Origin of the sequence: Chlamydia sp. 04-14 (assembly GCF_036632095.1) — a bacterium.
Taxonomy (GTDB): Bacteria; Chlamydiota; Chlamydiia; order Chlamydiales; family Chlamydiaceae; genus Chlamydia.
In genome coordinates, this window is sequence record NZ_JAPYKW010000002.1 from 91,897 (window position 1) to 106,976 (window position 15,080).

Here is a 15,080-nt window from a genome sequence, read left to right on the forward strand (position 1 = left end):
TTTTATTAATATTTTAACAGCAAACTTTCAAATTGACTTTAATTGTGACGGTGGAGCATCATATTAGGGTCAATTTTTAATCGGTAAAAATACATGCCCAATTTAAATAAAATCTGTGATTTCCTAAATCTAACACAAACTACGGAATCAACGCAACGAATTTCATGTTCTAAAACTATAAAAATCAGTGTTTTGGTCGGTTTGGCGGCTCTTTCTATTATTTTTATAGTCTTAGGCGCTTTAAATCTTGCAGGTGGCGCTAGCTTGGCGTTATTAATTTGCGGTTCCGTCTATCTTTCTTTTTTTGTTTTTGGAGTTCTTTTAGCGAAATTAGTCAAAAAACAACAGCTAACTACTATATTCACCAGTACATTAGAAATACCTAGACAACCAGTTTTGAATTCTAAAGCAGAAGCGGCTCTTGCTTATGCTAGCAACCGACTTGATGCAGAAAGGGACGGAATAGAGCTCTCTCCCTGGGTAGGTCTGCGCCCACCTATGAATGAGGATATTTCTTATTTAATGAATTTAAGATCTGACAAGTATCAAGAAGTCTTAGCTTTCTTGCAAACAGATGCTAGTGATTCAAGCAAGATCATATTCCCGACCCCAGAAGCTGCAAGTAACCCAGAATTCACAAGTGCTGTCACAGAACTTTTACAGCTATCTTTTGCGATTGGTATTTATTCTCTAAGAGATTTAGAAAGTTATAGAGAAAGGTATGATGTGGAGTCCAACCTAGAGGCTTTAGCAAGACAGAATTCAGCTTACTATAGGACATTTTATATGATGTCGACCGCATACTCTCTACAAAGAAGCTTACATATGTATTGTTCTCATCGTGTTTCTCAAGAGGATATTGAGGCTAGAAGATCAAGATTCTATCAAGAAGGTACTGTAGAGAGTGAGTGGAGATCGTTATATAATAGCTTCTGCGAGCAGGCACGTTGGTACCTTGGTAATGAGGAGGAAGCAGATCAAAGAGAATGTCGTTTGATTAAACATTCTAAAGCAGACCTCGACCCTAGCTTCGGATATCAGGGAACTACTCCAACTTAAAATTAATCTTTTATTGTTACATAGATGACATTGCACGCGTCCCTATAATGTTTAGGACGCGTTTTTTATTCATAGCCTAGACTATAGATTGTCTCTGCCTGTTTGTGAAACACAACTTGTAAACTAAGGATCTGTTCGTACAGAGTTCAAGCGAACATACACTCCCCGATTCACTTCTGTATACCCATCAATAATGTGCATTTTTTCTAACTGTATGAGAACGGAGTTTGTGAAACCGGTTCTTATTGAATCAGAAAGATTTCCCCAGAAAGTTGTCGAAGACGTGGACTCAGTAGTGTTTTGTTCTTTATAGGGAATAAATATTTCTACGGTATTTGGATCTGTAGGAGATAAAATTTCTGTAATGAATTCGATCGCTAATTGTAATTTGATCTGCTTATCAGAAAGAGCCCCTAGCTGTGGTCTCTTTTGAAGAATGTAGTCTCTTGGAATTGTAACCGCCCCTAGATTTAAAGAACGTGCAATTTTTGTGCGATCCAACGATTCTAACGCTGCTGAAACATCCTCAGAAGTTGCTTTATTTAGTACCTCTCCTAAGAAGGCACTAGGAACCTGTCGTAAAAATGCAGATATGACATTTTTTCTATTTTCATAAGAATCCATCGGTAGACGACTTCCGGATTCATTCATGATAAGTTGATGTCTATTTTGATGATGTTTAAAAGCGGCTTGTTCACCTAAGATATAGGGAACCATGTGTCTATTTTTCATGCTTTGGTAGCATTCTATAAAAGATTGAGATGAAAAAAGTTTTAGATTAGCCTCGGTCTCTCCTTGAGGATTGGTAACGATTACTTGTTTATGTTCTTCTTCGTCATCTAAAACAACAATTCCTGAGCTCATATCAGAGCCGATATACTTAGGCCAAGATATATAGGAGCCACTTGCTTTTCCCTCTGTATGGCGTGATTCAAGAACATTTCTTACGAATCTCGCAACGGTCATTTCTTTTAACTCAACTTGAGATGAGTTTGTTATTTCATGAATGCTAATGGAATCATCATTCAGGGAGCAGACATAATCAGGGTAATTATCGAAGGAAAACTCTGCTTTTAATCCACCAAAGATCCCCTGTTTCTGTTTAGGAAGTCTCGAAATTTTTGCTGTGATTCCCAATCTATCTTTTAAGCATTTTTCTATAGATTTCTTATCACTCTCGTTTGTTAATTCGATTTCAGAAATAAGGTTTCTTCCTGAAAGGATTAGGTTATAAAGATCCGAATAATGAACGCTAATTTGATCTTGATTTCCTAAAATATAAAACGTATGAGATTTCCGAGAATCTAAGTAAAACCTTTCAGGAAGAGTATTTGCAAATTCCTCCTTAGGTTTCACTATGGTGATACCTTCAGCACATAATTCCTGATAGGCTTCATTTTCTGTCGTTAAAATAGTTTTGGATTTTAGGGAGCTAGATATTTTTTGGCAGGTCGTAACAATGTCTTTCTGAAGCGATTCAGATAAAGGTGTATCGAGATATACACACGGATATGCAATATGTAAGTATAAATGCAAAGCCTGCCGTAATAGCCAAGCTAAAATGACAATAGGAACAAAAATCCAGGAGAGTATTTTTAAGACTTTTTCAGCGGTAGATATTGCCCGTCCTTGATGTTGTACGGCAAATCTAAGTCCTAATTCTGTTGATTTATCTATAACTTTAGTTTGCTTTCCTCCTAAATAAAAATAGGAATCTAGAAGAGCAGAAAGCTTCTCTGCCCGATTAGGAGAATAAATTGGTGAAAATGTTATAGAATTTAACATAATGTTCTTGGGGTTATCTTCATACTTTACTCAAAAGTCTGTCTGTAAGTATTTTTGAAGGTATTTTATTAGTTAATTTACTTATTTTTTATTCATCGGATTATCCGATGGTTTAATCCTCTTGGCCGTTCAAAGGTTTCTCATTTTTATGCCACTAAGAATAAGCAGTTCATATCATATTGCAGATGGCAATTTTTACTCTCTAATCCCATCAATTTAGTCAAAGTAGGCACAGACCATAGTTTCAGTATTCTCATAATCAGAGAAGATTCCTATATCCACTAATTGATCCATGATACTCTCGCCCAGGCATTTTCCCTGAGCATCATCGGGTTTGAAGAACATAGATCCGTAGTTGTTGAGCTGGTTAATCAATATCCCATCTCCCCCTCCACGATAACTTTGTCCATGTTTATAGAAGACAATCATGTTGCGTCCATTATCATTTGGGCCGATGACTCTTTGTGAGATGAATTTCAGGAAGTTCTCCACTAATTGTTTCTTTTCCTGGTCGGCTATTTGTCTTTGTGTAGGATCGGATGCAAATAGGGGTGCTTGAATATTCAAAGTATTGTTTAAGAATTCTTTAGATAATAAAGAATTCAAATTCTGCATCTTGGATTTTATAGAATGAGGAATTTGATTTAGCATGCCTTTGAGATACTCTGGAGGAACACTTTTGAATATAGGCATTAGTGCAGAAACACGATTTTCTATTTCTGTATTCTCATCCGGATATGTTGTAAACGTATGTCCTGGGTCAACTACCATGGCCATGTGCAGATTTTCTACACTATCAACACAGACAAATTTTCTTTGTGATTTTGCAAACACCTTTCCTGGATATCCTGTGTATCCAGTAAAAGTCACAAGATCATTTAGACAGTTTTGTAAGTTATTGTGCTCTTCAATACTTGTTGAAACATCCCCTTTATCTAAGGATTTTTCTGTTAGAGAAATATTATGCAGATAATGGATAAGCACACCATCTTGTACGCTAATGCCTACCGGTTTACTGATCATCAAATTATCTAAATTCTGTCGTTTAGCAACGTTTATTGCTTTCGTACACCTCCATAGATGTTCCATTATAGACCATTGCATTTCTTCAGGTGGTGGCAATGTGATCGATCTAGTGGGAACGACAAATGTAAACGCTATATCTGGGAAACGCTGCGATGTCATTGTTAACAACATCTGATTAGTAGTTTCATCTTGATAAAAATGCACCACCCTTAATCCCTGTAGGTGTAGAGCAGCTCTAAGAGCGTCGTTATTAGGTTGTGTAAAACGTAGATCCATGAATTTATCACGAATAGCTAAAGCGTCTTTTAAATAGAGTGCAGCTGGCGTGCAGGGATCTTGTCTATCGATTAAGACAACACTTTGATTTCTATGTACTACTTTATGAAGTAAGAAGCGCACAAGGAGCGCAATCAACACAACTGGGAATATGAGATATGAAAGTATCTTTATAATCTTTTCAGCAAGAGGTACGGGTCTTCCTGGGCTAGAAAGGCAGATGAGTTCTTGGGTTTTTTCGTTTCTAGCAACGATTTCTATCTGTCTTCCGCCAAAATAGAAATAGCTATCTACTTTAGATAAAACCCTTTCAAAGTAATTGGGTTGTTTATTAAAAGAACTTAAGCAAAAACTTTCTGATATTCTCATAAATATTAAAAAATGTTTAAAAAACTTAAAATATTCTAACATAAAACACTAATTGTTAGAATTATTTTTAATATAATTTAGTTTTATTAAGATTTTTTAATTAGAAGAAAACACATCTAGAGAAAGAGTCTCTAGACGTGAAGATTGTAAAGAACTTTAAAATAGGGAGTTACCCTGAGAGAGAAGAAGATCAACGTAGTTGATATCGTAGTCTGAATTAATAAATTTTGGGTTGTCCAACATAAATTGGTGGAAAGGTATTGTAGAGTGTACTCCTCCAATATGAAACTCTTTTAGAGCACGTTTCATAATGGCTATAGCCTCTTCACGGTTCTTACCTTTAGAAATCACCTTAGCAATCATAGAATCATAATAAGGAGGAATAGCGTAGCCGCTATAGCAAGCACCATCAACACGTATTGAAGGCCCCGCAGGAGGAAGATAATAATCTAAACGTCCTGGGGATGGCGAAAAGTTATTACTTGGATCCTCAGCGTTAATACGACACTGGATAACGTGTCCTGAGAAGACAATATTTTTTTGTTTCCAAGTGAGCTTATTGCCCATAGCTACATAAATCTGTTCTTTAAGGAGATCGATTCCTGTCACTTCTTCTGTGATTGTATGCTCTACCTGAATACGTGTATTCATCTCCATGAAGTAGAACTTTTTATCTTTATCTAATAGAAATTCTACCGTGCCCACGGAGTGATAGTTGGCACTTCTAGCTAAATCTACAGCGACTTTCCCTACTTTTGCACGTAATTCGGGAGTAAGTATAGGACTGGGGGTTTCCTCAATAAGCTTTTGGCGACGTCTTTGGACTGTGCAATCTCTTTCTCCAAGATGGATATAATTACCATGTTTATCTCCAAGGACCTGAACTTCTAAATGTCTTGGATTTTCAATGAACTTTTCAATATAAACGTCGGGATTATTAAATCCTGCTTCTGCTTCCGCTCTTGCTGCTGAAAAAGCTCTGAAAAACTCATCTTTTTCTCTAACAATACGGATACCGCGGCCACCGCCACCGGCAACAGCTTTAATCACTATAGGAAAGCCGATCTTTTCAGCAATTTTTAATCCCTCGGCTTCATCTTTGATAATCCCCTCAGAACCAGGAATCACAGGACATTTGATTTTTTTAGCGAGTTGTTTAGCCGCTATTTTATCTCCCATTGTTGCTATGGATTCTGAACTAGGACCGATAAAGGTTAACCCACAGCTTTCGCATATAGAAGCAAAATTCGGATTCTCGCTTAGAAAACCGTAGCCAGGATGGACAGCATCCGCTCCCGTGATCTCGCATGCCGCTAGAATATTGGATATCTTTAAATAGGATTTATTAGCTTGAGGTTCCCCTATACAAACAGCTTCGTCTGCTAATAGCACATGTAAAGCTTCTTGATCTGCTAAGGAATATACTGCAACTGTGGCCAATCCAAGATCATGACAAGCACGTATAATACGTACTGCAATTTCTCCACGATTAGCTATTAAGACTTTTTTCATTATTCAGCTTTAACTATACGAAATAACTTAGACCCAAATTGTACTGCATCACCGTTGGTGATTAAGACTTCTACAACACGACCAGACATCCCGGCCTTAACTTCATTCATAACTTTCATGGCTTCTACGATACAAACAATTGTATCTTCTGAAACGATATCCCCAGGTTTAACGAAAGATGGAGAATCGGGAGAAGGAGAACTATAAAATGTTCCTACTAGAGGAGAACTAATAAAATCTCCTGGAGCCTGTTGCGATTCTGCTTCTGCTTTTTCTGAAGCGACATCCTTCGCAACCATTTTATTAGGATCGGTGGGAATAGGACGTTCTTGAGAGAAACCGGCAAACAACCTACTATCGTAAAATACAGGTTCTTGATTGGGTTTATCTCCTGTGTCTCTTTCCAGTTCAAGCTCTAGCCCCTCACGTTTTATCACAAAACGCTTCATGCTATTTCGTCCCATAGCAATCATGAGCTTTTCTATTTGCTTTAAATCCATACCTGTATTCTCTTATCTTCTCAGACTGAAGTTAGACGCGTTGAATATATTCACACGTACGCGTGTCAATTTTTATAATATCCCCAATCTCCACGAAAGGAGGTACTGTAATTTCGACACCTGTTTCTAATAAAGCTTTTTTTGTACCGCCGGTAATTAAAAGCGAGTCCCCAGGGAAATCTGTTTTAGACACCATCAACTCTAAAAAGTGTGGTAATTCTATAGAAAAAACAACATCATCATAAACCATAGCTGAAACAGTTACACCTGCTTTCAAGAATAAAAAATTATCCTTCATGATCTCTTTAGAAATGTAAATTTTTTCGTAATTCCCCAAATCTAAGAAAAGAAAGTTTTCGTCCTCAATATAGAGATATTCAAGATTTCTAGATTCAAACTGGGCTTCTTTTATTTCTTGGCCAATTTTAAAATTTCTTTCAACAATGACTTCGGAATCAGCAGCTTTTAACGAGGCCTTGATAAAGGACTCCCCTTTATTCCCTGTTACTTTAGAAACCGCTACGACTTTATAAAGACCATCTTTTGTGGAAATAAACATCCCCACTGAGAGTTGGCTACTTAATACCATGATTTTCTCCTCGAAGTAGCAAAACTTTTTCTTCCATAGTCAGCGTATCCTTTTCAAACATATAGGACGCTGCTACTAAAATATCCGCACCCGCTTCGCGACACTCTTTTGCAGAAGTCTCGTTTATTCCCCCATCAACTTCAATCAAGCAAGAGTCTTCCAGACCCATTGCCTTAATTGCTTGTCTTGTAAAACGGATCTTGTCAGGAACATCAGGAATAAAGCCTTGACCACAAAATCCAGGATGTACGGACATTAACAATACAACATCACAGAAAGGTAAGAATGGAGGAATAAATTCTATAGAAGTTTCTGGAGAAAAAGCTAATCCTGCTTGTATTCCACATTTTTTAATATAGGATAATAATTCTTTAAGATCTTCGGAAGCTTCAAAGTGTACGATAATACGATCGGCTCCAGATTTTACAAAGGCTTCTATAAACTCAAAAGGCGTGTAGATCATAGCGTGGACTTCTAAGAAAATATCCGTAGATCTATTGATTGCTGCAATGACTCCTGGACCAAAAGTTAGATTGGGAACGAAATGCCCATCCATAATATCAATATGAATGAGATCGGCTCCGGATTCTTCTATTCTTTTTGCCTCTGCACCTATGCATGCAAGGTCTCCTCCCATAATTGAGGGAGCAATTAATGTCTTCTGACGTTGTTTCTTATTCACCTATTGCCTATTGCAAACACATCAAAATTTAAAGAAGCCTCTTAAGGTGTAATTAGCAAATCATTTATCTCACCATATCCTTTAAAACAGGATAACCACAAGAAAAACTTCGGAGACATAGATTCTTACATCTTTTGATTAAAATTCCTAGAGATCTTGTTGGATTTAGATGAAAAATATAAGAGGATTTCTTTTATCTGAAATAATCTCTCGAATATTTGAAGGAGTATTCTTACCAAAAAATATCTAAAAAAATCCAATTTTTCGTTAGTGACTTAGTGTTTGTGTTTTCTCTTTGTCTATGATTATCAACGACATAACTTTTGGCAAATATCTTGATTTTATACATTCATATAATTAGTCTTTCCAAATTTAAATTATTAAAAATGGAAATAAACTTATGGCAGCACCAATAGAAACCGCAAATCCTATAATATCAGGAACTTCCTCTACTTTTGAAGATCAAGGTGACACAACAATTATACCTATCCCAACAGAGGGACCCACTCCTTCAACAGCTGCTGTAGCCGCTGCTAGGAAACTTGTTATTCCTGAAGGAAGAGTTTCCGTACTTCAAAAAATCTTCCACTTCATTAAAATTATTTCCGCCGTTGCGCTATTTGCTGTTGGTATTGCAGCTTTAATTTGCTTGCAATTTGGTATCGTAGTGTCGACACCTTCTCTTATTCTTATGATTGCGATTATGCTCGTATCGTTTGTGATCGTCATTATGGCAATCCAAGATAGCACACCATCTCAAGTGGCCCGTCGCATGAAACAGCAAATCCAGCAATTTGGCCAAGAGAACGCACGCTTACATACCGAAGTAGATACTTTACAAGCTACTAACGCTGAACTCACAGAGCAAATTGAGCAACTTAGACAGCTACACACTAGATTGTCAGATTTCGGTGATAGACTTGAAACACATACCGGTGATTTCAGAGATCTTATTGCGGATTTCAAAACTAGCTTAGAAGATTTCAAGTCTGTAGGTGGTAGAGTTGAAGATATGCTCTCTCCATTTGAAAAATTAGCTCAATCTTTACAAGACACTTTCTCTCAAGAAGCTGTTCAACAAATGATTACTACTGTAACTGCATTGAGAACAAGTTTAGATAGTTTCAAAAGCCTTATAGAAGAGAATAAAGTTATTTTAGAACAGCTAAAAACTGATGCTGCGCGAAGAGAAGAACAAATACGGTTCTTAGAGCAACGTAAAATGGAGTTAGAGGCTGCGTGTTCAGCGATAACTTCTTCAATTTCTGATTTACGTGCCTCTACAACTAGCTTACAAGCAGTTGAAAGTCGCATTACCAGCTCTATGGGTCAAGATGGCGAACGTGTAGAGACTTCTACTGCGACCACTACAACGGCATCCCCACAAGAAAGCAGCTCACAAGGCCAAGGTGGAGACCAAACTGACGGTGGAAATCAAGAAGGCGGTCAAGGTAGAACAAGTCAGCGAGGGTTAGGCAGTTCTAATGTAACAAATTATGATGAACAGGGATTCCCTATACAAGACTAAATAACCTCTAATCTTCAGTAAATTTTTTAATAAAAAGGCATAGAGAGTTTCTCTTGCCTTTTTTTTTATCTCTCTATAAATTTCCTCTCTAATGTCTCGTTACCCGTCTAATAAAAAGCATTATTCTTCTAGGAAAACAGAAAGAAAGTCTACCTCTTGGGAGCCCATAGCTGAAGATTATCATAAGATCGTTCAGGGAGAGGGGCATTATTATCATAAAGAAGTCATTCTTCCTAAGTTGCTTCCCCTACTTGATCTAAAATTTGAAGATTCTTTGGTAGATATTGGCTGCGGTCAGGGAATTTTAGAAAGAGCAATTCCTAAGGAATGCGGGTATTTAGGATTGGATATCTCTCCAAGTTTAATCTCCATAGCAAGAAAATTGAGAAAATCACGAGCTCATGAATTTAAAATCCAAGATCTTACAAAAAAACTAACATTAGAATCTCCTCAGTCTTTTTCTCATGCTGTAGCTATTTTAGCGCTACAAAATATGGAAATTCCGGATCAGGCAATTAAAAATACCTCGAAGCTTCTTTGCAAAGAAGGACGCTTTTTTATGGTATTAAATCATCCTTGTTTTCGTATTCCCAGGGTCTCCTCGTGGCATTACGATGAAGATAAAAAGCTTCTTTCAAGAAAAATCGATCGTTATCTTTCTAAAATAACAGTTCCAATCGTTGCCCATCCTGGGAAAAAACAGTCAGAATCATCGATTTCTTTCCACTTTCCTTTAAGTTATTGGACTCAAGCATTATCAAAATATGGGTTTGTTATTGAGAATATGGAAGAGTGGGTATCACCAAAAAAATCTATAGGAACACGCGCAAAAGCGGAAAACCTTTGTCGCGAAGAGTTTCCATTATTCTTAATGATCTCATGTATTAAAACTCATAAGAATTAATAAAATAAAATTTATAAAACTTAGTATTAAATAATCATTTTTTATTAAAATAAGTAAAAAATGCATTTTTGATTTAACTATGTTTCGAAAGCTCTCGATATTTTCTAAAAAAAAAAAGAATCCGAAATCGGGATTTCGAAATAACAGAATAATCAGATCGTTCTTACTTGCTCCTCAAGTTTTAGTAAGAAATGAGGTTTCTAAAGAAGCCTGTGTGTTAAGTTATTATGGTTTGTTTAGCTGCATTCCGATACTCGTCTTTTTCTTAAGGTTATCCCAGCATCTTTTTGTGAATCTCGATTGGAAAGAATGGCTTCTTGTTAAATTTCCTGATTATAAAGGACCAATTCTAGCAATTGTAGAGGCTGCATATCGCTCTACAACAAGCAATATCGGTTTGGTATTGGTAGGAAGCTTCTTTGTCTTTTGTTGGGCAGGGATTCTTATGCTTTTATCTTTAGAAGACGGTTTGAATAAGATTTTTAGGACGGGTTGGACTCCCATATCTGTACAGAGATTGATCGCATATTTAATCATTACGCTTGTTAGCCCAATGATTTTTATTATTGTTTGTGGGTCATGGATTTATATTACCCAAATCATGCCTGTAGAATATGCGAGACTCTTTTCTTTAAGCCACTCTATTACTGTTTTATATGTTTTTTCACGGCTAACTCCCTATTTATTCATTTATTTAGTGTTATTTTGCTGTTATGCCTTCTTGCCTAGGGTATCTGTGCAAAAGACAGCAGCATTAATTGCTGCCCTAACAGCAGGGACCTTGTGGATCATCTTCCAGAAGGTTTTCTTTTGCTTACAATTTTACTTATTTAACTACAGTTTTACCTACGGAGCTTTAGTCGCCCTACCTTCATTTCTACTTCTTCTTTATCTTTATGCGATGATCTATCTTTTCGGAGGATCGTTTACTTTTCTTATTCAAAACCAGGGATGTAACTTCATTCTTCCTACAGAAAAGTACTTGCCAAATTGCTATATAAAACTTGTGGTATGTACCTATATTCTTTCTGTGATATCGAGAGATTTTGATAAGGCTTCGACGCCTCCTACAGCGAAGACTATAGCAAAGCATTCTAGGATTCCTATCGGAGAGATCTCCCAATGTTTGGATGTCTTAGAAAATGAGGGTTTAATTCTTTCTTATAAGAAAGCGTATAAACCAACGCATAATATTTCAGGACTCACTATTAAAGATGTAGTCGAGCAACTCCTTCACCTGAAAACTTTTAATCAAATCCATCCAGATACAGCGTTAAGTTTAATACAAAGTAGTCTGAGAGATATGTTTGATCAAGCAACGAAAAGTCCTTACAACCTAACTCTATCAGATATCGCTGGAAAGATAAAATGAAACGAAGATCCTGGTATAAGACTTTAGGGATAAGTATAGGCTTGGGAATTTTCCTAACGTTTATCTATTTCCTACCACCGCTACTTTCTCAAGGATCAGGGAAATATCTCTTTCTATCTTTGATTCATAAGGAAACAGGGCTTTCCTGTAACGTTGAAGATTTGAAGTTGTCTTGGTTAGGACCTCAATACGCTAAAAAAGTAAAAGTTATTGGAAAAGACAAAGTCGGGGAACTGTTTTCTGCAGAGAAAATAGAAATCGATGGATCTTTATTAAGATTACTTCTTTATAAACGCCCTAAGGGTATAGCCTTATCGGGATGGTCATTGCAAATCGATGAGTCTTTAACTATAGACAAACCCTCAGTCGGGAATCTCGATCCCGGAGTGTTTGCTTCTTATTTAGCGCATAGCTCCATACTTTCCGAACACGGATCTATAAGTATGAAGACAGTTAAGGGCTCCACATTGGTGCTATCGGGATTTTATGTTGAAAAGACTCCGGAAAAATTAATAGTTAAAGGTGTTGTTACCGAAGATAATATTACCGGAAGAGTATTCATAGAGAGTATATTCTCGCCGAAAGTCAATATCACTGCAGAATTAAACTCCGTACCCGCATCCTTTTTTAAACTCTTTATAGCATCTCCTGTAACGGACCGTATTCTTTCTGAGGAGGATATTATTGATATCCATGCTTCTGCTGCTCATAGTAATGGGAAAATCCTTATGACAGCTACAGCTCAAGGAAGTCAAATCCAAGCGAAACTTCAAGGATACATCCACCAGTCCATATTCTATATTGTTGAAGGTAGTCCTTCATTTATAGAACTACAACCAAAAATAGCTTCTCTACTTTGCTCAGAGCTGTTTTCCTTCCCCACAAAAATTTCTAGTCAGAATATTCGTGCACATATCTCTAATGCGAAGATTCCTTTAGATCTTACTCAATGGAGAACAATAGAGACTACACTACAAGCGCATCTCCCCTCAGTTTCCCTATCTCCAAAAGACCCGAATCTTTCTATCCAGATGAGAAATGTTGATATAGGAATTAAGAAGAGCGCGCGTTATACAAATATTCGTGGATCTTCAGTAGCTGTATTTGGAGGTGCGGCACAATCCTATATCAATGGGATTATGACCATTGATAATAAAAAACAACGTACGGAGTTTCTCCTACAACAATCGATGCTGCCCCATACGTATTTGCGTGCGCTCTTTCCACGACCTTTTGCGATTAATATACCTTTAGAAGTTCCCTACTACTCTTTAGAAATTCGAGGTGAATATAAAAATTCACAATTAAAGGCCGAAGCAGATCTCGATAACTCTCTACTGAAGATGAACTGCACCTCTTCAGGAACCTTACAAGCTATGTTATTTCAAGGTAGTGCTACCTACCATCTTGAAGATAATTTAAAGAAAAAATTCTCCCAGCAATTTTCCTATGCTGAAGCTACATTTTCAGGGAAAGTACAGGTAGCACAAAAACATATCTATTTCCCCAAGTTTTCAGGAAAAATCACTGCTGGAGAAAATGAAGTTTTCATTCATGGAAAATTTGGAAGACCTAACGAGCCTATACGACCTGATACCTGTTCTACTTTAGTTCATGGTAAACTCTGCAGCCTTCCTTTGAGTATGGTTTCTTCAAGATTAATTCCCTTACAGCTTACCAAAGCGAGCTTTTCTTTTCATACGGATGGTGCAAGATCTTTGACTAAGGGAAATGTACAACTTATGATTGAAGATCCTGAAGATCCTATGCTTCCTCCTTCTAGGATTCTTATTCCTGATGTTTTAGTTTCTGTTGTAGATCCTCAAAAGCCTGTGGATATCAATAATATAAAAATTCAAAGCGCTGGCGAAGTTATTGATTTCCCTGTCGATAGGATTCTTAGAATCCAACAAAAAGAAGCTAATTTATCTACCTATATTGGACCTACTGGGGATATGACATTTTCTGTTCTCTATAATCCAAAAGAGGAAGACAGGCTTATTCTTCACTCTTCTGTTAAAACAGAAGCCCTCAAAGGTGATGTGAAGCTAATTATGGATGATTCCCTAACGTTATCTTCAAAAACACAAGGGACTTTACAATGGGAAATCACTCCCGAACGTTATGCGGGATTCTTTGAAAAAGCTTCGTGCTCCCCGTCATGTACATTGCATAGGACAGCTACAGCGAGATTAGATATTTATAAACTCTCTTGTGCGCAGCAAAAATCAGGACTTTCTTGTCTTTCTTTACTTACAGAAGGAGGCTTTGAAGGATCGTTATCAACAAACCCTCTGATTTTCTATGATCATGTATCTAAAGAAACTTTCATTATTAGCAACTTATCGGGGTCTCTATACTCGAGCAACTTAGATACTAAGGTCCAGTATGATCTTCAGGGAAGTTGTCTAGTGCCGAATCAAGATAATAAGACTTCTGCAGAATTTCTTATTCAAGGTTCTGTAGAGCATTTGCTAAATCCATCGGAAAGGGAATTTGAACAAACTGCAGAATGGAAACATATTCCCTCTGCATTCATTACAGGGATATTTCCTATTTCTCCGAATGTAAAAATCAAAGTTTCTTCGTTAGCAGGGCAAAGAATTAATGTGGCTATGAGTCACCATTTTCTCAGAGGTGAAGGGCCTATAACAGTAAAAGTAGATTCTGCGAATCTTCAAGCATATATTCCTCTCATCTTAAAAGAAAAAGCGATTCTTTTAGAAGACGACCTTGTTGCTACTCTACACATTAATGAAGAAATCAATAAGGCCTTTTTCCAAGAGTTTAACCCATTAATTTCAGGAAATGCCTATTCACAACACCCGGTTTTACTACAGGTAAGTAAAGAGAATTTCTATCTCCCGATTTCTCCCTACTCATTTGAAGAATTTCGAATCCAATCTGCAAGTTTAGACTTTGGTAAAATTTCTATAGCAAATACAGGCACCATGTATGATCTATTTAAATTTTTGGATATTGAAGAGAGTAAGCAGTTCGTGGAATCGTGGTTCACACCCATATTCTTCTCAGTGCAAAAAGGCACGATTATCTGTAAGCGCTTCGATGCACTAATTGATAATAGAATACGCCTAGCTCTCTGGGGAAAAACCGATATTATTAAAGATAGGATTTCTATGACATTGGGAATTGATCCTGAAGTCATTAAAAAATACTTCCATAATACCTCACTAAAAACAAAGAACTTCTTCCTTATCAAAATTCGAGGATCCATCTCCTCTCCAGAAGTCGATTGGTCTTCAGCTTATGCGCGTATTGCTCTACTAAAGAGCTATACAATCGCAAGCCCGTTCAGTACCTTAGCGGATAAACTCTTCTCCTCCTTAGGAGATTCAACTCCGCCGCAAACGGTATCACCATTACCTTGGGAAAAACCTCAAGAGACACCCGAAGATAACAGCGCTAATAAAAACAAATAATTTTTAATTATCAATATTAATAATAAATAATATTTTAT

The 15,080-nt window shown here is 36.9% G+C and carries 11 protein-coding genes; 5 read left to right on the forward strand and 6 right to left on the reverse strand.

The window, feature by feature from the left end:
* Positions 1–93 precede the first annotated feature (93 nt).
* A complete protein-coding gene (locus O6937_RS02975; RefSeq protein WP_332390184.1) occupies positions 94–1,059 on the forward strand; it encodes a hypothetical protein in 966 nt (321 codons plus the stop codon).
* A 123-nt stretch (positions 1,060–1,182) separates the two neighbouring features.
* Here the strand turns inward: O6937_RS02975 and O6937_RS02980 are convergent, their stop codons facing one another.
* The 6 genes from O6937_RS02980 to rpe form a co-directional block, all read right to left on the reverse strand.
* Positions 1,183–2,844 carry a DUF648 domain-containing protein gene (locus O6937_RS02980; protein ID WP_332390185.1) on the reverse strand — a complete coding sequence of 554 codons (1,662 nt, stop codon included), beginning with the start codon at positions 2,842–2,844 and terminating at the stop codon, positions 1,183–1,185.
* Between the two features lie 216 nt (positions 2,845–3,060).
* A complete protein-coding gene (locus O6937_RS02985; RefSeq protein WP_332390186.1) occupies positions 3,061–4,515 on the reverse strand; it encodes a DUF648 domain-containing protein in 1,455 nt (484 codons plus the stop codon).
* Between the two features lie 156 nt (positions 4,516–4,671).
* Complete coding sequence (accC, locus tag O6937_RS02990; protein WP_332390187.1) at positions 4,672–6,027, reverse strand: acetyl-CoA carboxylase biotin carboxylase subunit; 1,356 nt, start codon at positions 6,025–6,027, stop codon at positions 4,672–4,674.
* Positions 6,027–6,527, reverse strand: coding sequence for an acetyl-CoA carboxylase biotin carboxyl carrier protein (gene accB / locus O6937_RS02995; protein WP_332390188.1), 501 nt, complete (start codon positions 6,525–6,527; stop codon positions 6,027–6,029). The genes accC and accB overlap by 1 nt, the downstream gene beginning before the upstream one ends.
* Positions 6,528–6,558: 31 nt before the next feature.
* A complete protein-coding gene (locus tag O6937_RS03000; protein WP_332390189.1) occupies positions 6,559–7,116 on the reverse strand; it encodes an elongation factor P in 558 nt (185 codons plus the stop codon).
* The gene (gene rpe / locus O6937_RS03005; RefSeq protein ID WP_332390190.1) at positions 7,103–7,798 is read right to left on the reverse strand and encodes a ribulose-phosphate 3-epimerase; all 696 of its coding nucleotides are present in this window, start codon (positions 7,796–7,798) and stop codon (positions 7,103–7,105) included. Before rpe ends, O6937_RS03000 begins: the two co-directional genes overlap by 14 nt.
* A 400-nt stretch (positions 7,799–8,198) precedes the next feature.
* Between rpe and O6937_RS03010 the strand changes: the two genes are divergently transcribed.
* From O6937_RS03010 to O6937_RS03025, 4 genes are all read left to right on the forward strand, one after another.
* Positions 8,199–9,326: a hypothetical protein gene (locus tag O6937_RS03010; RefSeq protein WP_332390191.1), complete on the forward strand. Its 1,128-nt coding sequence runs from the start codon at positions 8,199–8,201 to the stop codon at positions 9,324–9,326.
* A gap of 91 nt (positions 9,327–9,417) precedes the next feature.
* Positions 9,418–10,230 (forward strand): class I SAM-dependent methyltransferase, encoded by an 813-nt coding sequence (locus O6937_RS03015; RefSeq protein ID WP_332390192.1) that lies wholly within the window; start codon positions 9,418–9,420, stop codon positions 10,228–10,230.
* 79 nt (positions 10,231–10,309) lie between these two features.
* A complete protein-coding gene (locus O6937_RS03020) occupies positions 10,310–11,602 on the forward strand; it encodes a YihY/virulence factor BrkB family protein (protein ID WP_332390193.1) in 1,293 nt (430 codons plus the stop codon).
* Positions 11,599–15,042 carry a hypothetical protein gene (locus tag O6937_RS03025; RefSeq protein WP_332390194.1) on the forward strand — a complete coding sequence of 1,148 codons (3,444 nt, stop codon included), beginning with the start codon at positions 11,599–11,601 and terminating at the stop codon, positions 15,040–15,042. Before O6937_RS03020 ends, O6937_RS03025 begins: the two co-directional genes overlap by 4 nt.
* Positions 15,043–15,080 lie beyond the last annotated feature (38 nt).

Coding starts and splice junctions, on each gene's coding strand:
- O6937_RS02980 (WP_332390185.1), bottom strand. CDS start 2,844: ATGTTAAATTCTATAACATTTTCACCAATTTATTCTCCTAATCGGGCA.
- O6937_RS02975 (WP_332390184.1), top strand. CDS start 94: ATGCCCAATTTAAATAAAATCTGTGATTTCCTAAATCTAACACAAACT.
- accC (WP_332390187.1), bottom strand. CDS start 6,027: ATGAAAAAAGTCTTAATAGCTAATCGTGGAGAAATTGCAGTACGTATT.
- O6937_RS03010 (WP_332390191.1), top strand. CDS start 8,199: ATGGCAGCACCAATAGAAACCGCAAATCCTATAATATCAGGAACTTCC.
- O6937_RS02985 (WP_332390186.1), bottom strand. CDS start 4,515: ATGAGAATATCAGAAAGTTTTTGCTTAAGTTCTTTTAATAAACAACCC.
- O6937_RS03020 (WP_332390193.1), top strand. CDS start 10,310: ATGTTTCGAAAGCTCTCGATATTTTCTAAAAAAAAAAAGAATCCGAAA.
- O6937_RS03015 (WP_332390192.1), top strand. CDS start 9,418: ATGTCTCGTTACCCGTCTAATAAAAAGCATTATTCTTCTAGGAAAACA.
- O6937_RS03000 (WP_332390189.1), bottom strand. CDS start 7,116: ATGGTATTAAGTAGCCAACTCTCAGTGGGGATGTTTATTTCCACAAAA.
- accB (WP_332390188.1), bottom strand. CDS start 6,527: ATGGATTTAAAGCAAATAGAAAAGCTCATGATTGCTATGGGACGAAAT.
- O6937_RS03025 (WP_332390194.1), top strand. CDS start 11,599: ATGAAACGAAGATCCTGGTATAAGACTTTAGGGATAAGTATAGGCTTG.